Genomic DNA, 22,160 nt, shown 5'->3' with positions numbered 1-22,160 from the left:
AAGCACCTCGCGGCCCGGCAGCCAAACCAGCCTCACCGGTCACCACCCGGCCGCCGCCAAAGCCACCGCGACCAGCCATCAGGCCGTCACCCGGCAGAAGCCTCCCAAGCCTGCTCCAGCGCCTGCGCGAAAACCTCCACCGACTGTCCGCCGGAAACCCCGAATCGTCGCCCCAGCACGAAAAACGGCACCCCGCCCGCGCCCAGCTCCGAAGCCTCGCGCTCCTCGGCCCGGACCGCGTCCGCGTACCGCGACGGATCGGCCAGCACCGCTTCCGCCTCCGCGCGCGGCAATCCGGCCTCCTCGGCCACCTCCGCCAGCACCTCGCCGGTGAACACCGCCCGAGCCTCGGCGAAATTCGCGCGGAACAACGCGGACACCATCTCGTTCTCCAGCCCCTTCTCCCGCGCGAGGTGCAGCACACGGTGCGCGTCGAAGGTGTTGCCGATTTCCCGGTCCGTCCGGTAGCCGAGCCCCTCCGCTTCGGCGAGCCCGGCGACCCGCTGCTCCATCTCGGCCGCCTGCGGCCCGTACTTCGCGGTGAGCATGTCCAGCAGCGGCTCGGTCCCCGTCTTCCCGGGGTCCAGTTCGAACGACCGGTACGTCACGGTCACCTCGTCCCGGTGCTCGAACCCGGCCAGCGCCTTCTCGAACCGCGCCTTCCCGAGGTAGCACCACGGGCACACGACATCGCTCCAGATTTCCACCTGCATGCCGCCAGCGTAGAACGCGCCGCCTACGCGCCGGCCTTCACCGGCTCCCGCGCCCCGGTGCGTTCCGCGCCGATGCCCGCGGCCACCACGAACGCGATCCCGGCCACCGCCGCGGGATTCGGCACCTGGTGCAGCACGATCAGCCCGAGCACCAGCGCGATCGCCGGCTCCAGGCTCATCAGCGTCCCGAACGCCGACGCCGTCAACCGCCGCAGCGCCAGCATTTCCAGGCTGAACGGCACTACCGGCACGAGCACCGCGAGCCCGAGCCCGGCCAGCACCAGCGGCAACGTCAGGTCGCCGACCACCGACGGGGCGTGCACGAAGGTGGCGACCAGACCGGCCACCGGCATCGACACCGCCAGCCCGCGCAAGCCCGACACCTCGTCGCCGACTCGTTGGGTCAGCACGATGTAGGCGCCCCAGCAGACCGCCGCCGCGAGCGCGCAGCCGAGGCCGATCAGGTCAGTCCCGCCCTGCCACGGCTGGGTCAGCAGCACCACGCCGGCCGCCGCCAGCACCGGCCAGACCCGGTTTCCGCCGCGGCCGCGCACGATCGCGACGGTCAGCGGCCCGAGAAATTCCAGCGCGCTCGCCGTGCCGAGCGGCAAGCGGGTCGCGGCGACCATGAACAGGATCGTCATCCCGGCGGTCGCGAAGCCGAGCACCACACAGGTCAGCAAAGCCGGGCGACGGAACGCCGACGGCCTCGGCCGCACGAGAACCAGGAGCAGCACGCCGGCCCACGCGAGCCGCAGCCACGCGACGCCGGTCGGCCCGATCTGGTTGGCGAGGCTGACCGAAACCGCCAGCCCGAGCTGGACGGACAGCATGGCGCCGACGGCCAGCGCGACACCGACGCGAGGAGTGGAGGGAAGCACGCTGTCCAGGAGAACTCATCGGGACCGTTCGTGTCCACGTGCCAATCCTGGACGTACCGTCCGGAGATCCTGGACAATCGACGGATGGACACTCGCAGGCTGCAGTTCCTTCTCGAACTGTCGCGGCTCGGCTCGATGCGCGCGGTCGCGGACGTGCTCGAAACCACAACGTCGACCGTCTCGCAGCAGATCTCGGTGCTGGCCAAGGAAACCGGCGTCGCTTTGCTCGAACCGGACGGCCGCCGCGTGCGCCTCACTCCCGCCGGCCGACGGCTCGCCGAACACGCCGTGACGATCCTGGCCGCCGTCGAAGCCGCCCGCGTCGATCTCGATCCCGAGGCCGAGCCCGCCGGCACCGTGCGCGTCGCCGGGTTCGGGACCGGGGTACGGCACGCCGTGCTCCCGGTCGCGGACCTTCTCGCACAACGGCATCCGCGGGTCCGCGTGGTGATCAGCGAGCACGAGCCCGCGGAAGCACTGGCGCAACTCCGGACCGACGACATCGACCTCGCCCTCACCTACGACTACGACCTCGCGCCCGCGACCCACGATCCGTCGCTCGCCGTCCGTCCGCTGTGGACGGCGCCGTGGGGCCTCGCCGTGCCGCGCCCGGAGGCGAACCGGGTGCGGGGCGCCGGCGCTCTAGCAGTGGTCTCCGCGTTCCGCGAGCACGACTGGATCGGCAACTCCCGCAACGGCGCGGACGAGACGGTGGTCGGGACGCTGGCGTCCATGGCCGGGTTCTCGCCGCGGTTCACCCACCGCGCGGACAACCTCGACCTGGTGCAGGACCTGATCGCCGCGGGCGGCGGGGTCGGCCTGCTGCCCGAATCGTGGCCGACGCGGCCCGACGTCACCGTCCTGCCGCTGACCGGCCCCGACGTCCGGCTGCGGGCCTTCGCGTGCACCCGGCGCGGGCGGGACGCGTGGCCGCCGCTCGCCCTTGTCCTCGGTTTGCTGCGCGCCGACTAGCATGGCGGCCGAGGCGGTTCGAGCACGGAGGAGGCGACATGGCAGCGGAAAAGGCAATCCTGGCCGGCGGGTGTTTCTGGGGCATGGAGGAGCTGTTCCGCCACCAACCCGGCGTGACCGCGACCCGCGTCGGCTACAGCGGCGGCGACGTCCCGAACGCCACCTACCGCAACCACGGCACCCACGCCGAAACCATCGAAGTCACCTACGACCCCGCCCGCACCGACTTCCGCGCCCTGCTGGAGTTCTTCTTCCAGGTCCACGACCCCAGCACCACAAACCGCCAAGGCAACGACATCGGCGCCAGCTACCGCTCCGCCATCTTCTACACCACCGACGAGCAAAAACAGATCGCCGAAGACACCATCGCCGACGTCGACGCCTCCGGCCTCTGGCCCGGCAAAGTCGTCACCGAGGTCACCCCCGCCGGCGACTTCTGGGAAGCCGAACCGGAACACCAGGACTACCTCCAGCACTACCCCAACGGCTACACCTGCCATTTCCCGCGCCCCGGCTGGAAACTCCCGAAGCGCGGCTGACCCGGCTCAGCGCGCCATCGCCGCCTCCGCGTCGCGGAACGCCGCCGGGGACAACTGACGCCACACAAACGCCGTCCCCAGCAACTGCACCGCCGCCGCCATCACCCACACCCCGCGCAGACTCCAGTGCACCGCCACAAATCCACCGGCGAGCGCGCCCAGCGGCGTCAATCCCCAAGCCAGCGCCCGGTGGCTGGTCAGCACCCGCCCCAGCAGCTCCGACGGCGTGAACCGCTGGCGGCTGGACTGCGAGCACACGTTCCAGATCAACGTCGTCCCGGTCAGGAAGATGAGCACCGCACCGACGAGCACCGGCCACGGCGGCACGATCGCGATCAGCAGCTGGCTCAGCACCGCGCACGCCTGCGCGATCCGCATCGCCGTCGAGTAGCCGAACCGCCGGACAAACCCGTCCACGAAGAACGACGACGCCACCCACCCGACGGCCAGGCAGGCCAGCAGCACGCCGTACCCGAACGGCGAGAGGTGCAGTTCTTTCGTCGCGTAGAGGACAAGCATCGAGCTTCCCGCGGCCGCCGCGAACGAGCCCAGCGCGACCGTGATGGTGATCGACCGCAGCAACGGCGTCCCGACCAGGTAGCGCAGCCCGGCCGTGACGTCCTTCAGCGGATGCGCGGGCGTGCGCACCGGTTTCGCGGACGGAATCCCGCGCGCGAGCAGCAGCGCGACGAGCGCGGCGACGGCGGCCAGCCACGCGGGCAGTCCCGCGCTGATCCCGATCAGCAACCCCGTCGCGGGCGGAACCACGAACTGGACCATGCCGCGGTCGATCACCTGCAACCGGGAATTGGCCATGGTGAGCTGATCCGGCGTAACGACCTCAGGGACCACCGAGCCGGCCGCGCCGTCGCCGAACACCTGCGCCGTGGTGAGCACGAAGGCCACCACCAGCAACGCGGGAAGGCTCAGCGAACCGGTTGAACCCAGCAGCGCCAAGGTAAGCGCGGCGACGATCTGCACCGCGTACGCGCAAGCCAGCACGGTCGTCCGCCGGACCCGGTCGATCACCACTCCGGCGAACAGCGAAAGCAGCAGCCACGGCGCTTGTCCGGCGACGTTCACCAACGACACCGCACGCGGGTCCGTCGTGATCGAGACGGCTAACAAGGGCAGCGACGCAAGCAAAAGCCCTTCACAGGTTGAACCGGACACCGCCACCGCTTGCAGGCGGACCCAAGCCGATCCGCTCCCACCCCACCCCGCCATGTCCGCCAGTGTCCTGTACCCCGCAACTGGTTTTCCGCAGCACACCGCCGTGTTCTCCCGTTCTCCGGACCTCCTCGCCGAACAAAACGCCACTGGCTATCACGCGGGCGCGGGCCACGCTTTCCCTTGCGCGTCAACCGGAATCCATCCTCCCGGCCGAATCGCGGGACAGCCGCTCACCTGCTGGGACGGGCTTCAGCGAAGCGCTCCGAACGGTTGAGCTGAACACATCCGATCCGTCCCCGCTGGAGGAACTCCGTGCCCCGCCACACCCCGCCCCGACCCGGCCGTCCTGCCCGCGCGCGGTCCCGTTTCGCCTTCGCACTGGCTCTTCCGCTGCTGCTCGCCGCCTGCGGCACCGCGGGCGGGGCCAGCCCGCAGGACGCCGGTCCCCCGCGTCCGGGCGGCACGCTGCGGCTGGGCATCTCGTCCAATCCGGACTGCGTCGACCCGCAGCAGGTCAGCACGAACGCCTCGGTGAACGTCGGCCGTCAGCTGGTCGATTCGCTCACCGACCAGGACCCGAAAACCGGCGCGATCACGCCCTGGCTCGCCGACCGCTGGACCGTCAGCCCCGATTCCACAAGCTTCACCTTCCACCTCCGCTCCGGCGCGACCTTCTCCGACGGCTCCCCGGTGGACGCCGCCGCGGTGAAGACCAGCTTCGACGGCATCAAGGCGCTCGGCGCGAAGGCGCTGCTCGGGTCCAGCTACCTGGCCGCCTACCGCGGTGCGACTGTGGTCGACCCGGCCACCGTCCGGCTCGATTTCAGCCAGCCCAGCGCCCAGTTCCTGCAGGCCAGCTCCACGATGTCGCTCGGCGTGCTCGCGCCGGCCGCGTTCAAGCACACCGCCGAGCAACGCTGCCAGGGCACCGGCCTGATCGGCTCCGGTCCGTTCGTGTTCACCAGCCTGAAGCCGAACCAGAACATCGTGCTCAGCAAGCGCACCGGCTACCACTGGGGTTCGCCGTTGTGGCGGCACCAGGGCGAGGCGTACGTCGACAAGATCGACTTCCGCGTCGTGCCCGAACCGGGCGTGCGGTCGGGCAGCCTGACGTCCGGGCAGCTCGACGCGATCACCGACGTGCAGCCGGTGGACGAACCGCAGTTCTCCGGCAACGGGTTCACCGAACCGGTGCGGCCGAACCCCGGCATCGTGTTCAACCTGCACGCGAACGTGACCCGCGGTGTGCTCGCGGACGAGAAGGTGCGCCAGGCGGTCTCGAAGGGCGTGAACCGGCCTGAGGTCACCAGCACCGTGCTCACCCCGAACTACAAGCCCGCCACGAGCATCCTCGGCTCCGCGACGCCGCTGTACACCGATCTGTCCAAGGAACTCGCCTACGACCCGGCAGGCGCGCAGGCGCTGCTGCAGTCCGACGGCTGGGTCCCCGGCCCGGACGGCATCCGGACGAAGAACGGGCAGCGGCTGTCCGCGTCCGTGCTGTTCTCCGCGGTGTTCAACCAGAACCAGAGCGTGCTGGAGCTGCTCCAGCAGCAGCTGCGCAAGATCGGTTTCGACCTGAAGATCGAGCTGCACACCAACGCCGAGGTCACCCGGTTGCAGCAGGCCGGCGACTACGACTTCCTCTGGTACAACGTCACCCGCGCCGACCCGGACATCCTCCGCCAGCAGTTCTCCACGAAGACGAACAACCGGAGCAAGCTGCCCGCGGACAACCCGCTCGACGCGTCGCTGACCGAACAATCCGCCACCGTCGATGCCGCGAAGCGCAAGCCCGCGGCCGAAAAAGCACAGCGGACCATTGTGGAGCAGGCCTACTCGATCCCGGTGTTCGAGCTGACGCAGGTGCTCGGCGTCGGTCCGAACGCGCATGACGTCGGTTTCGAGGCTTCCTCGCGGCTGCAGCTGTTCGACGCCTGGGTTTCGGCCTCGTGAAAGGGTTTCCGCTGCTTCGCCGGATCCTGCAGGCCGTAGTGGTGCTGTGGGCGGCGTTCACGCTGTCGTTCGTCATCCTGTACCTGCTGCCCGGCGACGCGGTGCTGACCAAACTCGGCTCGGCCGAGGGCGGTCCCAGCGCTTCGCCGGCACAGATCGCCGCCCTGCGCGCCGAGTACGGGCTCAACGATCCGGTCATCGTGCAGTACGGCAAGCACCTCCTCGCCGCGCTGCACGGCGACTTCGGCACGTCGGTGGCGACCGGCGACGACGCGACGCACCAGGTCCTCACCGCGTTGCCGCCGACGCTCGCCGTCTCCGGACTGGCCTTGGTGCTCGCGATCGTCTTCGGCGGCGGGATCGCCGTGCTCGGCACGTTCACCCGCACCCGCTGGGTGAGCCAGCTGCTGCTTTCCCTGCCGCCGCTGGGCACTTCGCTGCCGACGTTCTGGGTCGGGCTGCTGCTGATCCAGCTGTTCTCGTTCCAGCTGAGGCTGTTCCCCGCGCTCGGGTCGACCGGTTTCGCGTCGCTGGTCCTTCCCGCGGTCACCCTTGCGCTGCCGACCGGTGCCATCATCGCGCAGGTGCTGGCGAAGAGCCTGCAGACGCAGCTCGCCGAGCCGTACATCGAGGTCGTGCGGGCGAAGGGGGCGAGCCGTCGCCGAGTCCACTTCGCACACGCGCTGCGCAACGCCGGACTGCCCGCGCTCACGCTGGTGGGCGTGGTCGCGGGCAACCTGCTGGCCGGTTCAGTGGTGACCGAGACCGTCTTCTCGCGCGACGGCCTCGGCCGGGTGACCGCGGCGGCGGTGACCGCGCAGGACGTGCCGGTGGTGCAGGCCGTGATCGTGCTCGCCGCGTTCTTCTTCGTGGTGCTCAACCTGGCCGTCGACCTCGTGTACCCGCTGCTCGACCCGCGGGTGTCCGTGCGCAAGGAGGTGCCCGCGCATGTCTGAAGCTGTGCTGCCCCAACGGTTCCTCATCCGCCGGCCAGGCCTGCTCCTCTCCGGCCTCATCCTCGCCGCGGTCCTGGCCGCCGCCTTCGCGCCCACCCTGTTCACCGGTCAGGACCCCATCACCGGCGTCCCGTCCGAACGCCTCCAAGGCCCCTCGCTCGCGCACCTGTTCGGCACCGACGAGACCGGCCGCGACGTCTTCGCCCGCGTCGTGCACGGAGCCGGATTGTCCCTGCGCGCGACAGTGCTCGCGGTGCTCGTCGCCTTTGTCGCCGGGTCCGCGTTGGGGCTGCTCGCCGGGTTCCGCGGCGGCTGGCTCGACTCGGTGGTGATGCGGATCGTCGACGTCCTCCAGGCAGTCCCGCCGATCCTGCTGTCGCTGGCACTGGTGACCGCGCTCGGCTTCGGCACCACGAACGTCGCGATCGCCGTCGGGGTCGCGCACCTCGCCTCGTTCGCCCGGCTGATGCGCGCGGAGGTGCTGCGAGTGCGCTCCGGCGTGTTCGTCGAGGCGGCCCGGGCGTCCGGCGTGCGCTGGGCTGGGGTGCTCGGGCGGCACGTGCTGCCCAACGCGCTCGGACCGGTGCTGGTGCTGGCCACGGTGACGGTCGGGATCGCGGTGCTCGAAGTGTCCGCGCTCAGTTTCCTCGGGTTCGGCGCGAGCCCGCCGACGCCGGAGTGGGGCGCGCTCGTGGCGGGCGGACGGAATTTCCTGGCCACCGCTTGGTGGATGACCACGTTCCCGGGCTTGACCGTCGCGGCCGTCGTGCTGGCCGCGAACCGCGTGTCCCGGGCTCTCGACGGCGAACGGAGCTGACAAAGTGCTGGAGATCAGCGAACTGGCGGTCTCGTACCGCACCTCGGGCGGCGTGGTGCCCGCCGTGCGCGACGTGAGCCTGCGGGTCGGCGCGGGCGAGATCGTCGCGGTGGTCGGCGAATCCGGCTCCGGGAAGAGCACCACCGCCCACGCCGCGATCGGGCTGCTGCCGCGCGGCGGGCTGGTCCGCCGGGGACGGATCGCCTTCGAGGGACGCGACCTGACCACACTGTCCGAAAAGGACTGGCGGAAGGTGCGCGGCACCGGGATCGCGCTTGTGCCGCAGGATCCGACGGTGTCGCTCAACCCGGTCCGGCGGATCGGCGAGCAGGTGGCCGAGGTGCTGCTGATCCACCGTCTGGCCGCCCGCGGCGATGCCGCCGCCCTCGCGGTGGAACTGCTGCGAAGGGCCGGCGTCGACCGGCCGGAGCTGCGCGCACGGCAGTATCCGCACGAGCTGTCCGGCGGTCTCCGGCAACGGGTGCTGATCGCCATCGCGCTCGCGGGCAAACCGCGGCTGATCATCGCCGACGAGCCGACCAGCGCGCTCGATGTGACCGTGCAGAAGGAAATCCTCGACCATCTGGCGGGACTGGCCGCCGACGACGGCACCGCGATCCTGCTCATCACGCACGACCTGGGCGTCGCCGCCGACCGGGCCGCGCGGATCGCCGTCATGTCCGAAGGACGACTGGTCGAGGGAGGACCGGCCCGCGAACTCCTCGCCGCGCCAACGCAGGACTACACGCAACGGCTCCTCGCCGCCGCGCCGAGTCTCAGCCGCGAACCGCTCCGGCCCCGCCGCGCGGAGGGTCCGGAGGTCCTGCTGTCCGTCGACTCGGTCTCGAAGACCTTCGCCTCGTCCCGGGCCGGTTCGGTGCGAGCCGTGGACGACGTGTCGTTCCAGCTCACCCGCGGCCGAACGCTGGCGCTGGTCGGCGAATCCGGCTCCGGCAAGACGACCACCGCCCGGATGGCGGTCGGCCTGGAAACCCCGACCGCGGGCACGGTCAGCTTCGACGGCCAGGACGTCACCCGCCTCCCGGCCGCCGAACTGCGCCGGCTCCGCCGCCGGTTCCAGCTCGTCTACCAGAACCCGTACGCCTCGCTGAACCCGCGCTTTTCCATCGCCGACGTGATCGGCGAACCGCTGCGCGCGTTCCGCGTCGGCGGCCGGGCCGCACGAGTCGCCGAGCTGGCGGACCAGGTCGCGCTGCCGTCGTCCGTGCTGCGCCGCAAGCCCGCCGAACTGTCCGGCGGTCAGCGCCAGCGCGCGGCCATCGCCCGGGCATTGGCACTTCGCCCGGATCTCGTCGTGCTCGACGAGCCAGTGTCCGCTTTGGACGTTTCGGTTCAGGCGCAGATCCTGAACCTGCTCGTGGAGCTGCAGGACGAACTCGGCCTGACGTACCTGTTCATCACCCACGACCTGGCCGTGGTGCGGGAGATCGCCGACCAGGTCGGGGTGATGCGCCAGGGCAAGCTGCTCGAACTCGGCCCGGCCGACGACGTCCTGCTGCGTCCGCGCGAGCAGTACACCCGCGACCTGCTGGCCGCGATTCCCGGCGGCGAGCAGGTGCGCGCGTGACGCTAGTTGGCGAGCACCAGCCGTCCGACGGCCTCGCCCGCGTCCATCCGCCGGTGCGCCTCGCGCGCCTGCGCCATCGGCAGGACGGTGACCGGCAGCCGGATCCGGCCGTCGGTGTAGAGCGGGAGCACGGCGTCCGCGGCGGGACGGGCGGGCGCGGGGCCGGCGGCCAGGAAACCGCCCACGTTGAAGCCGATCACGCCGATGTTCTTGCCCCACACGGCGTTCGAGTCCACCAGCGGCGCGGTCTCGCTGCCCGCGCTGCCGACGACCAGCATCCGGCCCATCGGCGCGAGCAGGTCCAGCGACTCGATGCGCAGGTCTCCGCCCACCGGGTCGACGATGACCTCGAACCGCTCCTCGCCCAGGCCACTGAGCTCCCCGGACAGCAGGACGCGGTCGAAGCCGAGTTGCTTCGCCGCCTCGACCTGCTCGGGCCGCCGGACCGTGCCGACGACCTCGCGCGCGCCGAGCAGCCGCGCCACCTCGGGATACACCGAGGCGAGACCGCCGAGCGCACCGTGCACGAGCACGCGCGCGTCCTTCGGCAGCCGCACCGCCTCGGTGAGCGAAAGGTAGGCCGTCACGGTGTTCGCCAGTCCGGCGACCGCCTGCGCGCGCTCCACTCCGGCACCGGCCAGCGGCACCACGAGAGCGGCAGGCGCGAGCTTGACGTCGGCGTAACCGCCCATTCCGGGCAGCGTGAGCGTGACGACCTCGTCCCCGACCGAGAAGCCGCTGTCCGGACCGGCCGCGCGGATCGTGCCCGCGACCTCGAGCCCGGGCACCAGCGGCGGCTTCGGCGCGTAGTCGTACTCGGCGAGCGTGCCGCGGCGGATCAGCGCGTCGATCAGCCCGACGGACGCGTGCGAGACCGTGATGGTCACCTCGCCCGGTCCCGGAACGGGCTCGGGCACCTCGATTTCCTCGAGGACCTCGGGACCGCCGTAGCGAGTGATGGACAAAGCGCGCATCGTGCGTACTCCCCAGTGTTCTGCGTTTGTTTCAGCGAGCCGGAACAACCTACGCCACGCGGCGGTTATTCCGGCTTAGTTCACCCGAGGAAGGACGCGCCGTGCCGACCGAAACGCAATCGCTGCGCAAACTGGGTTTCCTGACGATCGGCCTGTTCGACGGCGACGAGCCGCGGCCAGGGCACGAGTCCACGCTGCGCGTGCTCGAACTCGGCGAGCAGCTCGGCTTCGACAGCGCCTGGGTGCGCCACCGGCACCTGCAGTACGGCATCTCGTCGCCGGTCGCGGTGCTCGCCGCCGCCACCCAGCGCACCAGCCGGATCGAGCTGGGCACCGCGGTGATCCCCCTCGGCTGGGAGAACCCGCTGCGGCTGGCCGAGGACCTGGCGACCGTCGACGTGCTGTCCGGCGGACGGCTCAACCCCGGCGTCAGCGTCAGCCCGCCGAGGCACTACGAGGATGTGCGGAGCGCGCTGTACCCGGACACCGGCGACCAGGAGGACTTCGGCTACGACCGGGTGTCGCGGCTGTTGTCGCTGGTCCGCGGCGAGCGGGCCTCGACGTTCAGCGGGGTCGAGGGCATCGAGACGTTCTCCGACCGGGTGCAGCCGCATTCGCCCGGGCTGGCCGGCCGCCTCTGGTACGGCGGCGCGAGCACCCGCTCGGCGATCTGGACCGGACAAGCCGGGATGAACTACCTGACCAGCAGCGTCGTCCGCGCCGAGGAGGGCTCGACGGACTTCGAGAAGATCCAGCTTTCGCACGTCCAGGCGTTCCGGGCGCATCATCCGGACGGCGCGCGGGCACGGGTTTCGCAAGGCCTGGTGGTGATTCCGACCGACAGCGCCACGGCCGAGCAGCGCGCGAAGTACGAGGATTACGCGGCAAAACGCCTGCCGCGCACGAAAACCCCGCAAGGTCCGGGCGGTTTGCTGTTCTCGCGCGACTACGTCGGCACTTCCGCCGAAATCGCCTCGCAGCTGTACCAGCACGCCGCATTCCGCGAGATTGACGAGGTCGCCTTCGCGCTCCCGTTCACCTTCGAGCACGAGGACTACGTGCAGATCCTCACCGACCTGGCCACCCGGCTGGGCCCGGAGCTGGGCTGGAAACCGGCGTCCTGACCGGCGGTGAGTGCTAGCGTGGCAGGGTGCCGGATTTCACGTCCACAGTGGACATTGCCCGTCCCGCCGGGGACCAGCGCGACGCACTGCAGTGGGCCCGCGCGGTCTGGGAAGAAGCTCCGCCGCCGATGCGGACGTTCCTGCGCGCCGGGTGGCTCGGCCTCGGCCTGACCACCCGCCTGGCTCCGGACCGCGTGCTGGGCTGGACGATCGCTTCGGCCACGCCGGACCGGGTCGTGCTCGAAGCGCCGTCGCCGCTGATGACCACGCGCAACATCGTGCACCTCGACGCGGACCGGGTGTACTGGACCACCGAAGTCACCTACGACCGGTTCCCGGCCCGCCAGCTGTGGGCGTTGGCGGTGCCGATCCACGAACTCGTCATCCCGGCCCGGTTGCGGCACGCCGCCGGCGCTTCGCGGCCCGGCGACCTCCAGCACCAGCTCGTCACGACGTTCCAGCGACGGCTCGGCAACCCAGTCCTGTCCCGGCTCCCCGGCCAGACGCTGCTCGAAACGACCGGCCGCACCTCGGGTCTCCCCCGCCAGACCCCGATCGGCGGGCGGCGGACCGGCCAGGAGTTCTGGCTGGTGTCCGAATTCGGCGAGCGGTCGCAGTACGTGCGCAACATCCAGGCCGACCCGAACGTCCGGCTGCGCCTGCACGGCCGCTGGCTGCGAGGGGTCGCGCACCTGCTCCCGGAGGACGACGCCCGGGCGCGGCTGAAGTCGTTGCCACGCTTGAACAGCACGGCGGTCCAGGCGTTCGGCACCGACCTGCTGACCATCCGGATCGACCTCGGCTAGCGCTGGGCCGTCGTGAGTGTTCATGCCGGTTCTCACCGGCGTTGCCACTCACGAGACCCCAGCAGGCTCCCCGGAACGACCCGGCCTATCCGTCGGACAACACAGCCTCGATGGTGCGCCGCGAATTGGCCGCCAGCACCGGATTCGTCTCGCGGTAGTACGGCAGTTGGATCAGCGCGATCGACAACGCCCAGCCCCGGCCGCGCTCCCACGTCGCGTCGTCCACCTCCACCGCCTCCCGGAACACCTTCCGCTCAGCCGCCGCGAACGTGTTCCACGCCGGGATCACATCCACCGCCGGATCGCCGACGCCCACCCCCGCGAAGTCCAGCACCGCGGTCAACCCGCCGTCGCCGACCAGCACGTTCCCGGGCGACAGATCCGCGTGCAGCCACACCGGTCCCCCGGCCCACTCCGGTGCCGCGAGCGCCTTCTCCCAGGCCGCGACATACGCCGGATCGCCACCGAGTTGCGCGATCGCCTCCCGGGTCGGCGCGTCGCGAGTGCGCAGCGGACGGCCCCGGCTGACCTCCGGCGCGCCGGAAATGTCCAGGCCGCGCAACGCTTTCACGAACGTCCCCAAATCCCGCGCGACCTGGGCATCGCCGAAATCCGGATTGACGCCGGGCAGCCAGCGCAGCACCGACCAGTCCCATTCGAAACCCTCGCCAGGCTGTCCTTCGCCGAGCACTTCCGGCACCGCGACCGGCAGCCGCGGCGCGAGCCACCGCAGCCAGCGCTGCTCGTGGCCGATCTCGGCGGCTCCGCGTTCCAGTCGCGGCAGCCGGACCACCAGCTCGTCGCCGAGCCGGAACATCGCGTTTTCCGTCCCCGACGAGGCGACCCGCGAGACCGCCAGCCCGGCCCACCGCGGAAACTGGGCCGCGACGAGGCGACGAACGAGGTCGTCGTCGATTTCCGCTTCGTCCTTGTGCATCCGATTCATCGGCATCGAGCAAACCGCGTCCGCGCGACAGCGGGCAACCGGTTTATTCCCGTTCCCGCCGACTGTCCCAGACCCTGGTTACCGTCGCCGCCGTCCCGGATCCCGAGCCACACTGCAGGCATCCACGGGGAAAGGACGCAGCATGACAGGGCTCACCGGACCACGGCTCGCCGTCGCGCTGGAAGGCGCCGGCTGGCATCCGGCCGCGTGGCGCGAACCGGACGCCCGCCCGGCCGACCTGCTCACCGCCGGATATTGGACCGGGCTGGTCCAGGAAGCCGAAGCCGCGCACCTGGACTTCGTCACCTTCGAGGACTTCCTCTCCCTGCGCGATCCCGCCGAACCGGAGGCCCGCGCCGACCGCGCGCAAACCCGGCTGGACGCCGTCCTGCTCGCCTCGCGGATCGCGCCGCTGACGTCGAACATCGGCCTGATCCCGACCGCGGTGGTCACCCACACGGAGCCGTTTCACCTGTCGAAGGCGATCGCGACGCTCGACTACGTGAGCACCGGCCGCGCCGGGGTCCGCGTGCAGGTTTCCGGGCGTCCGGAGGAGTTCCAGCACTTCGGCCGCCGCACGCCGCCCGAGGTCGCGGACCTCTTCGAGGAAGCCGCCGATTACGTCGAGGTGCTGCGCCGGCTGTGGGACAGCTGGGAGGACGGCGCCGAGATCCGCGACGTCGCCACCGGCCGGTTCATCGACCGCGACAAATTGCACTACATCGACTTCGAGGGCCGCTGGTTCTCCGTCAAAGGCCCGTCCATCACACCGCGTCCGCCGCAGGGCCAGCCGATCGTGGCCGCACTCGCGCACGGTCCCGACGCCTACCGCCTCGCCGCCCGCCAGGCCGACGTCGTGTACGTGACCCCGAACGACCGCGCGCACGCCGCGTCGATCATCGACGAAATCAGTGCCCCCGTTCAGGTTTTCGCCGACCTGGTGGTCTTCCTCGACGAAACTTCGCAGGCCGCCGCCGACCGCAAGGCCCGGCTGGACGACCGCGCCGAGTTCGCCTCCGACGCGCACGTCTTCACCGGCACCCCGGCCCAGCTCGCCGACCTCCTGCTCGACTGGCACGCCGCCGGGCTGACCGGCTTCCGGCTCCGCCCCGGCGCCCTGCCGCACGACCTCGCCGCCATCACCCGCGCGCTGGTCCCCGAACTGCGCGACCGGGGCGCGTTCCGCTCCGAATACGAGGCCTCGACCCTGCGCGGGCTGCTGGGCCTGCCGCGCCCGGCCAACCGCTACGCCGCCTGATTCCCGGGAGATTCTCCATGACTGCCAAGCAAATCCACCTCGCCGCGCACTTCCCCGGGGTCAACAACACCACCGTGTGGAGCGATCCCGAAGCGGGCAGCCACATCGAGTTCAGCTCGTTCGTCAAGCTGGCCCAGACCGCCGAACGCGCGAAGTTCGACTTCTTCTTCCTCGCCGAAGGCCTGCGCCTGAGGGAACAGGGCGGCGAAATCTACGACCTCGACGTCGTCGGCCGCCCCGACACCTTCGCCGTCCTGTCCGCGCTTGCCGCCGTCACCGACCGCCTTGGCCTGGCCGGAACCATCAACTCCACCTTCAACGAACCGTTCGAGGTGGCCCGCCAATTCGCCTCCCTGGACCACCTTTCCGCCGGCCGGGCCGCGTGGAACGTCGTCACGTCCTGGGACGCCTTCACCGGCGAAAACTTCCGCCGCGGCGGCTTCCTGCCGCAAGACCAGCGCTACTCCCGCGCCGAAACCTTCCTGCGCACGGCGTGGGAACTCTTCGACTCCTGGCGCGGCGACGAACTCCTGGCGGACAAGGAATCCGGCCGCTTCCTGGCCGGCGGCGGCGACTTCGCCCACCACGACGCCCACTTCGACATCTCCGGCCGCTTCCCGGTCCCGCGGAGCCCGCAAGGCCGCCCAGTCACCATTCAGGCCGGGGACTCCGAAGAAGGCCGCGAATTCGCCGCCGCGACCGCCGACGCCATCTTCACCCGCCACGGCACTCTCGAAGCGGGCCAAGCGTTCTATCAGGACGTCAAGGGCCGCCTGGCGAAATACGGCCGCGCGCCGCACGAGCTGGTCATCTTGCCCGCCGCCACCTTCGTGCTGGGCGACACCGACGCCGAAGCGCACGAACTCGCCCACGAGGTGCGGTTGCAGCAGGTCAGCGAGCAAACCGCGATCAAGTTCCTCGAACAGCTCTGGAACACCGACCTCAGCGACCACGACCCGAACGGCCCGCTCCCGTCCTTCGACCCGACAGTCGGCGACCTGATCTCGAAGGGCCGCGCGAGCGTCCGCATGCACCGCGACCCGATCGCGACCGCGCACGAGTGGCGTCAACTGGCGGAGGCGAAGCACCTGTCGAGCCGGGAGCTGATCATCGAGGTCACCGGACGGCAGAACTTCATCGGCTCCGCCGAGACTGTCGCGTCCACGATGAACGAGCTCGTGCAGGCGGACGCGTCAGACGGGTTCATCCTGGTCCCGCACGTCACGCCGGGCGGGCTGGACCGGTTCGCCGACGAAGTGGTGCCGCGGCTGCAGGAGCGCGGGGTGTTTCGGGAGGACTACAGCGGGCCTACGCTGCGGGACCACCTCGGCCTGAATTAGCCCAAGAAGCGCTTTGCGTTCCCTCGCAACAACAACTCCCGCGAGGCCTCGTCGAGAAACTCCGCCTGCCGAACCACCCCGCCAGCCGGACGCTCCCCCAGCGGATACGGGTAGTCACTCCCCACCATCACCTGCCCCGCCCCCAGCGTGTCGACCAGATTCCGCAGCGCCGCCTCGGTGAACACCACCGAATCGACACTGAACCGCCCCACATACGCCGACGGCGGCAGCTCCGACGTAGCAATAATGTCCGCCCGCTGATGCCAGGCGTTCTCCAACCGCCCCAGCCAGAACGCGAACGACCCGCCCCCGTGCGCGAAGCAGATCCGCAGGCTCGACGGCACCCGATCGAACACCCCGCCGAGGATCATCGCGATGATCGACAAGTGCGTCTCCGCGGGCATCCCGGTCAGCCACCGCGCCATCCACCGGTCCAGGCGCGGCGCGAGCGGCATGTCCCACGGGTGCACGAACACCGGCACGCCCAGCGACGCCGCGTGCTGCAGGAACGTCACCACCCCCGCGTCGTCGAGGTCGCGGTCGCCGACGTGGTTGCCGATCTCCACGCCCCGGTGCCCGGCCGCGACCGCGCGGTCCAGTTCGCGGCACGCGGCGTCGGTGTCCTGCAACGGAACCTGGCAGAACGGGATCAGCCGCTCCGGCGCGGGCGCGCAGATCTCCAGCGCGAGGTCGTTGAAGACCCGCGCGATCTTCTCGCCTTGTCCGGGACTGGTTTCGTAGCCGAAGAACACCGGCGTCGGCGAGACGACCTGCGCCTCGATCCCGTCGGCGTCCATGTCGCGCAGCCGGACGGAGGCGTCCCAGCAGTCGGACCGGATCCGGCGGAACTCCTCCGACCCGACCATGATCATGGCCTCGCGCTCGGTTTCCGCGCGCAGCCACGGCATTCCCTCGCCGAGATCGGGCCAGCCGTGCGGGACGAAATGGCTGTGGACGTCGATCGCGCGCACGCTCAGCCCTTCCCCGGGTGCAGCGTCCCGCACGCCCCGCAGGTCCGGGCTTCCTCGGACGCGTAGAACTGCTCGAACACCGGCGGCAGGTCGTCGACGATGTCGCGCACCTGCAGCTCGACCTCGTGCACCTTCGCGTCGCACTCAAGGCAGAACCACACGAACTTCTCGAGCGTCCCTTCCTCCCGGATCCGCTCGATCACGATCCCGATCGACCCCTCCTGCGGACGCTGCGGCGAATGGTGCACGTTGCGCGGCAGCATCCACATCTCGCCTTCGCGGATGTCGACGCGCCGCGGGCCGTCCTCGGTCATCAGGTTGACGTGCATGTCGCCCTGGTACTGGTAGAACCACTCCTCGTACGGGTCGAGGTGGTAGTCGGTGCGCTGGTTCGGCCCGCCGACGACCTGCACGATGAAATCGCCCATCGGGGCCCACATCTGCTTGTTGTTGACCGGCGGCTTCAGCTCGTCCTCGTGCTCTTTGATCCACTTCGCGAAATCGAACACGGGCGGGATGGCGGTCATCGTTCCTCCTTCGCGGGGATCCGGGCGATCGCCTGGATCTCGATGAGCAGATGCGGATGCGGCAGCTGGTGCACCGCGACGGTCGTACGGGCCGGACCGGTCTCGTCGAAGAATTCGCCGTAGACCTCGTTGTAGCCGCCGAAATCGTTCATGTTGACCAAAAACACGGTCAGCTGCGCGAGGTCTTCGAGCCCCGCGCCGGCCGCGGCCAGGATGTCGCGGATGTTCTCGATCACCGCACGCGTCTGCGCCCGGATGTCCAAAGTGGTCACACCGAACTCGTCGGCCTCCGCGCCCGCGAAGGTGTTGTCCGGCCGCCTGCTGCTGGTGCCGGAGACGAACACGAGGTCCCCGACCACCTTGACGTGCGGGAACCGCCCGCGCGGCGTCGCTTTCCCGGCGACTACATGGGCTTGCGCCACGTTCATCCCTCCTTAGTCCGCACCGAAACCGAACCGAGCCCGGCCACCCGCGCCTCGACGTGCGCTCCCGCTTTCAGCACCACGGCCGCGGTCGCCGCACCCGCCAGAAGGACCGATCCACCGAGCAGACGGTGCCCGTATGCGGCGGCCATCCGCTGTGCGGCGGGAAGCGCGCGCAGCGGGTCGCCGAGGATGTCGGCGGTCGATCCGGACGCGACGATCTCGCCGTCGAAGAGCAGTTCTACGGACAGCGCGTCCACCTGGTCGATCTTGGACCATGGCCCGACTACGAAGGCCGACGCCGAGGTGTTGTCGGCGACGACGTCGGCAAGGCTGAACCGGAAGTCGCGGTACCGGCTGTCGATGATCTCCAGCGCGGGCGCGACAGCGACCAGTTCGCCGTCCGGTCCGAGCCGGAACGCGACCTCGGGTTCGATCCGCGGATGCACGCCCCGGCCGACGTCGAACGTCCCGCCGTCCTCGATCCGCATGCGGTCGGTCAGCGAGCCGATGATGACGTCGGAGACGCCCATCTGTTCGGCCTTCGCCTTGCTCGTGAAGCCCAGTTTGACTCCCGCCAGCTTCTCCCCGCGCCGCTCGCGCAGTGCGATTCCCGCGTGCTGCACGGCGTACGCCGTCGCCAGGCTCATCGGTTCGCTGCTGGTGAGCTGCGGAATCGCCTGTCCGGTTGCAGTCGCCTGGTCGAGCAGCGCTGCCCGTTCCTCGATGGTCATAGCTGCACGCACACATTCGTCGGCTGGGTGTAGAAGTGCATCGAATGCAGGCCGCCCTCCCGGCCGATGCCGGAAAGCCCGACACCGCCGAACGGCGAGCGCAGGTCCCGCAGGTACCAGGTGTTGACCCAGGCCATCCCGACCCGCATCTGCTGCGCGACGCGGTGGCCGCGCTCCAGATCCGTGGTCCAGACAGCGGCGGCGAGCCCGTAGTCGGTGTCGTTCGCCAGCCGGACGGCGTCGTCCTCGGTGTCGAACGGGATCAGCGCCGCGACCGGCCCGAAGACCTCCTCGCGCACGACCCGCGCGGAGTTGTCCAGCCCGGTCCACAGTGTCGGTTCGATCCACGACCCGCCCGCGAGATCCGGCCCGAGTTCCGGCACCGAACCGCCGGCGAGCACCGTCGCCCCCTCGGCCACCGCGAGGTCCAAATAGGACTGGACTTTCTTCCGGTGCTGCTGGGAGATCAACGGCCCGGTCGTGGTGTCCGGAGCGTCCGGCCGCCCCAGCCGCAACGCCTTCGCCCGCTCGGCGAGCCCATTCGCGACCGCGTCGAAGACGGAGCGCTCGACGTAGACCCGCTCGGTGCACAGGCACACCTGCCCGGTGTTCAGGAAAACCGACCGGGCGAGGCCGTCGAGAGTCTTCTCGAGGTCGCAGTCCGCGAACACCACCGCCGCGTTCTTTCCGCCGAGCTCAAAAGAAACCGGCCGTACCGACGGAGCGACCGCCCGCATGATCGCCGAGCCAGTCCGGGATTCGCCGGTGAAGGTCACGCCGTCGATGTCGCGGTGCGTGGTGAGGTACTCCCCGGCGGAGTCCGGCCCGAAGCCGTGAACGACGTTATACACCCCGGCCGGCGCCCCCGCCTCCGCGATCACCTCGGCGAGCAGGGTCGCGGTCGACGGCGTCTCCTCCGACGGCTTGACCACCACCGCGTTCCCGCACGCCAGCGCGGGCGCGACCTTCCAGGTCAACAGCAACAGCGGCAGGTTCCACGGCACGATCACCGCGACCACGCCCAGCGGCTTGGGCACCGCGTAGTTCAGCGCCTTCCGGCCGTTCGGCAGCTCGGTCAGGAAGGAGTCGAGACCGGCCGCCGCGACGGTGTCGGCGAAAGACCGGAAGTTCGTCGCCGCCCGGGCGACGTCCAGCTCGCGAGCCAGGTGCTCCGGCTTTCCGGTGTCGCGGACCTCAGCGGCGACGAAATCCTCGAACCGCTCCTCGATCCGGTCCGCGATCCGGCGCAACAAGGCGGTCCGCTCAGCTACCGAGGCGCGTCCCCACGGCCCGTCCAGCGCGGCGCGCGCCGCGGCGACCGCTGCGTCGACCACGTCCGGCCCGGCCTCGTGGACGTGCGCGACGAGCGACCCATCGACCGGGTCGAGCTTCTCGAAGGTGCGCCGCCCGGCGACCCGGGTCCCGCCGACGACGTTGTGGAGTTCCGCAGCCATGAAACAGACCGTAGGGACGCCAGGAATGCCTGGCCAATGCTCTTTGCCGCCGCTGCCATAGCCGTCCGGACATGCCTCGGCCATGCCTGCCGCGGCATAGCTTTCGCCGGAATGGGCATTGGCCAGGCATGACGACGGCAGCGAAGGATGGGGCCCGTGAGCCACGTCGACCAGGACTACAGCGCGCAGGCCACGGTGACCGAGCCCGAGTTCGACGCCGTGATGGCCCGCTACCGCTCCGCCTCCGAGTCCGCCACCGCCGGTCTGAACGGCGAGGTTGGCCTGGCGTTCGACCCGCTCAGCGACGAACGATTGGACGTCTGGGGCACCTCGCCAGGGCAGTCGCGCCCCGTCGTGATCGCCATCCACGGCGGCTACTGGCGCATGCTGTCGCGCCACGACACCGCGTTCATGGCCAAGGTGCTGGCCGACGCCGGAATCGCCACCGTCGTGCCCGACTACACGCTCGCTCCCGCCGCCGCACTGGAAGAGATCGTGCGCCAGGTCCGCGCCGCGGTCGCCTGGGTGCACCATCACGGCGCCAAGCACAGCCTCGACCCCGGCCGCATCCACGTCGTCGGCAGCTCAGCCGGAGGCCACCTCACGGCAATGACCGCGGTCGCCGGATGGCAGGTCGCCGCCGGGCTGCCCGAGGACGTCGTCAAGGGCGCGATGACGATCAGCGGTCTCTTCGACCTCCGCCCGCTCGTCGGCTCCTTCGCCAACGCGTGGCTGACCCTCGACCCGGCCCGCGCGGAAGCCCTCAGCCCGATCTTGCTGCCGCCGGGCGCCGCGCCCCTGCACGTCGCGGTCGCCGAACACGAAGCCGCCGGATTCCATCGGCAGAGCAAGGCTTTCCACGCGCGCTGGCCCGCCGCTTCTTCCTGGACCGTCGTGCCCGGCCGCAACCACTTCGACGTCTTCCTCGACCTCGCCGACCCCAGCTCCACGCTCAGCCAGGCCCTGATCCGGCTCGCCCTCTCGTGACGCCGCAGCCCAGTCCGGCCAGTACTGTCGCCGGAATGGAGATGCCCCGCCTGCTCGACGGCCGCCTCAAGCTCAGGCACCTCGTGCTGGTGGACACCCTCACCGAACAGGGCAGCGTCGTCGGCGCGGCCGCCGCCCTGCACGTCACCCAGCCGGTCGTCACGCGCGGTCTGCACGACCTCGAAGCCATCCTCGGCGTGCCGCTCTACGAACGCGGGCCGCGCGGCATCACACCGACCGAGTTCGGCACCGCCTTCACCGAACACGCTCGCGCCGTCCTCGCCCAACTGACCCACGCCGCCCGGCACGTCGTCGAAATCGCCGACGCCACCCGAGGCCGGGTCGTCGCGGGCATCCACCTCGCCGGTTCGAACCTCCTGCTGCCACGCGCCATCGCGCACTTGAAGAACGACCACCCGCTGGTCACCGTCGTGGTCCGGGAGGGAACGCCCGAATCGCTGCTCGTGGAACTGACCGCAGGCCGCGTGGACGTGATCGTCGGCCGGCTCAGCGGCCCGGGCACCGAAGGCACCCGACGGCAAGCGCTGTACCAGGAGTCGATCCGCGTCGTCGCCGGCGCACACCATCCGCTCGCCACGCGCGAGAGCGTCTCGCTGGAGGATCTCGCCGACTTCCCGTGGATCGTGCCCGGCACCGAAACAATGCTGCGCCAGGAGCTGGAAAGCCTCTTCGCCCAGCACGGCCTCGATCTGCCCGCCAACCGCGTCGAAGCCACGTCGTTCCTCACGGTCCGGCAGCTGCTCACCGAAACCGCCATGGTCGCCGCGCTCCCCGGCCTGCTCGGCATGGACGACCCGCGGCTAGTCACCCTGCCGACGCCGCTGGAGAACATCGGCCACAGCGTCGGCCTCACGCTCGCTGCCGGACGCAGGCTGAATCCAGCCACCCAGGCGCTGATCACGTCGCTGCACACCGTCGCCGCGCAGATCGAAGACGCCTGACGCCTTCTGTCGCTTTCTTGACGACCGACGTCAAACCGTGATACCTCATTGGTCCGCCGC

22 protein-coding genes are annotated in these 22,160 nt (G+C 70.5%); 12 read left to right on the top strand and 10 right to left on the bottom strand.

Annotated elements, in window-relative coordinates:
- Positions 1 to 86: 86 nt before the first annotated feature.
- Both ABD156_RS17410 and ABD156_RS17405 read right to left on the bottom strand, forming a co-directional pair.
- Positions 87 to 713 carry a DsbA family oxidoreductase gene (locus tag ABD156_RS17410; RefSeq protein WP_344273892.1) on the bottom strand — a complete coding sequence of 209 codons (627 nt, stop codon included), beginning with the start codon at positions 711 to 713 and terminating at the stop codon, positions 87 to 89.
- A 23-nt stretch (positions 714 to 736) separates the two neighbouring features.
- On the bottom strand, positions 737 to 1,594 hold the full coding sequence (locus ABD156_RS17405) for an EamA family transporter (protein ID WP_344273889.1): 858 nt from the start codon (positions 1,592 to 1,594) through the stop codon (positions 737 to 739).
- Positions 1,595 to 1,678: 84 nt separating this feature from the next.
- Between ABD156_RS17405 and ABD156_RS17400 the strand changes: the two genes are divergently transcribed.
- Both ABD156_RS17400 and msrA read left to right on the top strand, forming a co-directional pair.
- Positions 1,679 to 2,566, top strand: a complete 888-nt coding sequence (locus tag ABD156_RS17400; protein ID WP_344273886.1) for a LysR family transcriptional regulator — start codon at positions 1,679 to 1,681, stop codon at positions 2,564 to 2,566.
- A 38-nt stretch (positions 2,567 to 2,604) separates the two neighbouring features.
- On the top strand, positions 2,605 to 3,105 hold the full coding sequence (msrA, locus tag ABD156_RS17395; RefSeq protein WP_344273883.1) for a peptide-methionine (S)-S-oxide reductase MsrA: 501 nt from the start codon (positions 2,605 to 2,607) through the stop codon (positions 3,103 to 3,105).
- Positions 3,106 to 3,111: 6 nt separating this feature from the next.
- Here msrA and ABD156_RS17390 read toward each other — a convergent pair whose 3' ends face one another.
- The gene (locus ABD156_RS17390) at positions 3,112 to 4,332 is read right to left on the bottom strand and encodes an MFS transporter (RefSeq protein WP_344273880.1); all 1,221 of its coding nucleotides are present in this window, start codon (positions 4,330 to 4,332) and stop codon (positions 3,112 to 3,114) included.
- A gap of 324 nt (positions 4,333 to 4,656) precedes the next feature.
- Here ABD156_RS17390 and ABD156_RS17385 point away from each other — a divergent pair, with 324 nt between their 5' ends.
- Genes ABD156_RS17385 through ABD156_RS17370 form a run of 4 tightly spaced genes read left to right on the top strand, consistent with a single transcriptional unit; the run spans position 4,657 to position 9,595 of the window.
- Complete coding sequence (locus tag ABD156_RS17385) at positions 4,657 to 6,234, top strand: ABC transporter substrate-binding protein (RefSeq protein WP_344274496.1); 1,578 nt, start codon at positions 4,657 to 4,659, stop codon at positions 6,232 to 6,234.
- Positions 6,231 to 7,190 (top strand): ABC transporter permease, encoded by a 960-nt coding sequence (locus ABD156_RS17380; RefSeq protein ID WP_344273878.1) that lies wholly within the window; start codon positions 6,231 to 6,233, stop codon positions 7,188 to 7,190. Before ABD156_RS17385 ends, ABD156_RS17380 begins: the two co-directional genes overlap by 4 nt.
- Positions 7,183 to 8,007: an ABC transporter permease gene (locus ABD156_RS17375; protein ID WP_344273876.1), complete on the top strand. Its 825-nt coding sequence runs from the start codon at positions 7,183 to 7,185 to the stop codon at positions 8,005 to 8,007. The genes ABD156_RS17380 and ABD156_RS17375 overlap by 8 nt, the downstream gene beginning before the upstream one ends.
- A gap of 4 nt (positions 8,008 to 8,011) precedes the next feature.
- Complete coding sequence (locus ABD156_RS17370; RefSeq protein WP_344273872.1) at positions 8,012 to 9,595, top strand: dipeptide ABC transporter ATP-binding protein; 1,584 nt, start codon at positions 8,012 to 8,014, stop codon at positions 9,593 to 9,595.
- A 2-nt stretch (positions 9,596 to 9,597) separates the two neighbouring features.
- Here the strand turns inward: ABD156_RS17370 and ABD156_RS17365 are convergent, their stop codons facing one another.
- Positions 9,598 to 10,569 (bottom strand): quinone oxidoreductase family protein, encoded by a 972-nt coding sequence (locus ABD156_RS17365; RefSeq protein WP_344273870.1) that lies wholly within the window; start codon positions 10,567 to 10,569, stop codon positions 9,598 to 9,600.
- Between the two features lie 101 nt (positions 10,570 to 10,670).
- Between ABD156_RS17365 and ABD156_RS17360 the strand changes: the two genes are divergently transcribed.
- Both ABD156_RS17360 and ABD156_RS17355 read left to right on the top strand, forming a co-directional pair.
- A complete protein-coding gene (locus ABD156_RS17360; protein WP_344273867.1) occupies positions 10,671 to 11,693 on the top strand; it encodes an LLM class flavin-dependent oxidoreductase in 1,023 nt (340 codons plus the stop codon).
- Between the two features lie 26 nt (positions 11,694 to 11,719).
- Positions 11,720 to 12,499 (top strand): nitroreductase/quinone reductase family protein, encoded by a 780-nt coding sequence (locus tag ABD156_RS17355; protein ID WP_344273864.1) that lies wholly within the window; start codon positions 11,720 to 11,722, stop codon positions 12,497 to 12,499.
- Positions 12,500 to 12,584: 85 nt separating this feature from the next.
- On the opposite strand, the gene ABD156_RS17350 is transcribed toward ABD156_RS17355, so the two are convergent.
- On the bottom strand, positions 12,585 to 13,451 hold the full coding sequence (locus tag ABD156_RS17350) for an aminoglycoside phosphotransferase family protein (RefSeq protein WP_344273861.1): 867 nt from the start codon (positions 13,449 to 13,451) through the stop codon (positions 12,585 to 12,587).
- 136 nt (positions 13,452 to 13,587) lie between these two features.
- On the opposite strand from ABD156_RS17350, the gene ABD156_RS17345 reads away from it, so the two are divergent.
- The gene (locus ABD156_RS17345) at positions 13,588 to 14,703 is read left to right on the top strand and encodes an LLM class flavin-dependent oxidoreductase (RefSeq protein WP_344273857.1); all 1,116 of its coding nucleotides are present in this window, start codon (positions 13,588 to 13,590) and stop codon (positions 14,701 to 14,703) included.
- A 17-nt stretch (positions 14,704 to 14,720) separates the two neighbouring features.
- Positions 14,721 to 16,043 carry an NtaA/DmoA family FMN-dependent monooxygenase gene (locus ABD156_RS17340; protein WP_344273854.1) on the top strand — a complete coding sequence of 441 codons (1,323 nt, stop codon included), beginning with the start codon at positions 14,721 to 14,723 and terminating at the stop codon, positions 16,041 to 16,043.
- Here the strand turns inward: ABD156_RS17340 and ABD156_RS17335 are convergent.
- From ABD156_RS17335 to ABD156_RS17315, 5 genes are read right to left on the bottom strand one after another with little or no spacing between them, the layout of a single operon-like run.
- Complete coding sequence (locus ABD156_RS17335; RefSeq protein ID WP_344273851.1) at positions 16,040 to 17,014, bottom strand: amidohydrolase family protein; 975 nt, start codon at positions 17,012 to 17,014, stop codon at positions 16,040 to 16,042. The two genes, ABD156_RS17340 and ABD156_RS17335, sit on opposite strands and share 4 nt — an antisense overlap.
- A 2-nt stretch (positions 17,015 to 17,016) precedes the next feature.
- Positions 17,017 to 17,541, bottom strand: a complete 525-nt coding sequence (locus ABD156_RS17330; protein WP_344273848.1) for a 3-hydroxyanthranilate 3,4-dioxygenase — start codon at positions 17,539 to 17,541, stop codon at positions 17,017 to 17,019.
- Positions 17,538 to 17,969, bottom strand: coding sequence for a RidA family protein (locus ABD156_RS17325; RefSeq protein ID WP_344273845.1), 432 nt, complete (start codon positions 17,967 to 17,969; stop codon positions 17,538 to 17,540). The genes ABD156_RS17330 and ABD156_RS17325 overlap by 4 nt, the downstream gene beginning before the upstream one ends.
- Positions 17,966 to 18,697, bottom strand: coding sequence for a 2-keto-4-pentenoate hydratase (locus ABD156_RS17320; RefSeq protein ID WP_344273843.1), 732 nt, complete (start codon positions 18,695 to 18,697; stop codon positions 17,966 to 17,968). Before ABD156_RS17320 ends, ABD156_RS17325 begins: the two co-directional genes overlap by 4 nt.
- Positions 18,694 to 20,151 carry a 2-hydroxymuconic semialdehyde dehydrogenase gene (locus ABD156_RS17315; protein ID WP_344273840.1) on the bottom strand — a complete coding sequence of 486 codons (1,458 nt, stop codon included), beginning with the start codon at positions 20,149 to 20,151 and terminating at the stop codon, positions 18,694 to 18,696. The genes ABD156_RS17320 and ABD156_RS17315 overlap by 4 nt, the downstream gene beginning before the upstream one ends.
- 156 nt (positions 20,152 to 20,307) lie before the next feature.
- Between ABD156_RS17315 and ABD156_RS17310 the strand changes: the two genes are divergently transcribed.
- Positions 20,308 to 21,138 (top strand): alpha/beta hydrolase, encoded by an 831-nt coding sequence (locus ABD156_RS17310; protein WP_344273836.1) that lies wholly within the window; start codon positions 20,308 to 20,310, stop codon positions 21,136 to 21,138.
- A 35-nt stretch (positions 21,139 to 21,173) separates the two neighbouring features.
- Complete coding sequence (locus tag ABD156_RS17305; RefSeq protein ID WP_344273834.1) at positions 21,174 to 22,100, top strand: LysR substrate-binding domain-containing protein; 927 nt, start codon at positions 21,174 to 21,176, stop codon at positions 22,098 to 22,100.
- Positions 22,101 to 22,160: the final 60 nt, after the last annotated feature.

The organism is Amycolatopsis albidoflavus (assembly GCF_039525725.1).
Taxonomy (GTDB): domain Bacteria; phylum Actinomycetota; class Actinomycetes; order Mycobacteriales; family Pseudonocardiaceae; genus Amycolatopsis; species Amycolatopsis albidoflava.
The sequence above is the reverse complement of the archived record's forward strand: the minus strand, read 5'-3'. Positions and strand labels throughout refer to the sequence as shown.

Excerpts from the sequence above, each read along its gene's own strand:
- ABD156_RS17410 (WP_344273892.1), bottom strand. The coding sequence starts at position 713 with ATGCAGGTGGAAATCTGGAGCGATGTCGTGTGCCCGTGGTGCTACCTC.
- ABD156_RS17400 (WP_344273886.1), top strand. The coding sequence starts at position 1,679 with ATGGACACTCGCAGGCTGCAGTTCCTTCTCGAACTGTCGCGGCTCGGC.
- msrA (WP_344273883.1), top strand. The coding sequence starts at position 2,605 with ATGGCAGCGGAAAAGGCAATCCTGGCCGGCGGGTGTTTCTGGGGCATG.
- ABD156_RS17390 (WP_344273880.1), bottom strand. The coding sequence starts at position 4,332 with ATGGCGGGGTGGGGTGGGAGCGGATCGGCTTGGGTCCGCCTGCAAGCG.
- ABD156_RS17375 (WP_344273876.1), top strand. The coding sequence starts at position 7,183 with ATGTCTGAAGCTGTGCTGCCCCAACGGTTCCTCATCCGCCGGCCAGGC.
- ABD156_RS17365 (WP_344273870.1), bottom strand. The coding sequence starts at position 10,569 with ATGCGCGCTTTGTCCATCACTCGCTACGGCGGTCCCGAGGTCCTCGAG.
- ABD156_RS17350 (WP_344273861.1), bottom strand. The coding sequence starts at position 13,451 with ATGCCGATGAATCGGATGCACAAGGACGAAGCGGAAATCGACGACGAC.
- ABD156_RS17345 (WP_344273857.1), top strand. The coding sequence starts at position 13,588 with ATGACAGGGCTCACCGGACCACGGCTCGCCGTCGCGCTGGAAGGCGCC.
- ABD156_RS17340 (WP_344273854.1), top strand. The coding sequence starts at position 14,721 with ATGACTGCCAAGCAAATCCACCTCGCCGCGCACTTCCCCGGGGTCAAC.
- ABD156_RS17330 (WP_344273848.1), bottom strand. The coding sequence starts at position 17,541 with ATGACCGCCATCCCGCCCGTGTTCGATTTCGCGAAGTGGATCAAAGAG.
- ABD156_RS17325 (WP_344273845.1), bottom strand. The coding sequence starts at position 17,969 with ATGAACGTGGCGCAAGCCCATGTAGTCGCCGGGAAAGCGACGCCGCGC.
- ABD156_RS17320 (WP_344273843.1), bottom strand. The coding sequence starts at position 18,697 with ATGACCATCGAGGAACGGGCAGCGCTGCTCGACCAGGCGACTGCAACC.
- ABD156_RS17315 (WP_344273840.1), bottom strand. The coding sequence starts at position 20,151 with ATGGCTGCGGAACTCCACAACGTCGTCGGCGGGACCCGGGTCGCCGGG.
- ABD156_RS17305 (WP_344273834.1), top strand. The coding sequence starts at position 21,174 with ATGGAGATGCCCCGCCTGCTCGACGGCCGCCTCAAGCTCAGGCACCTC.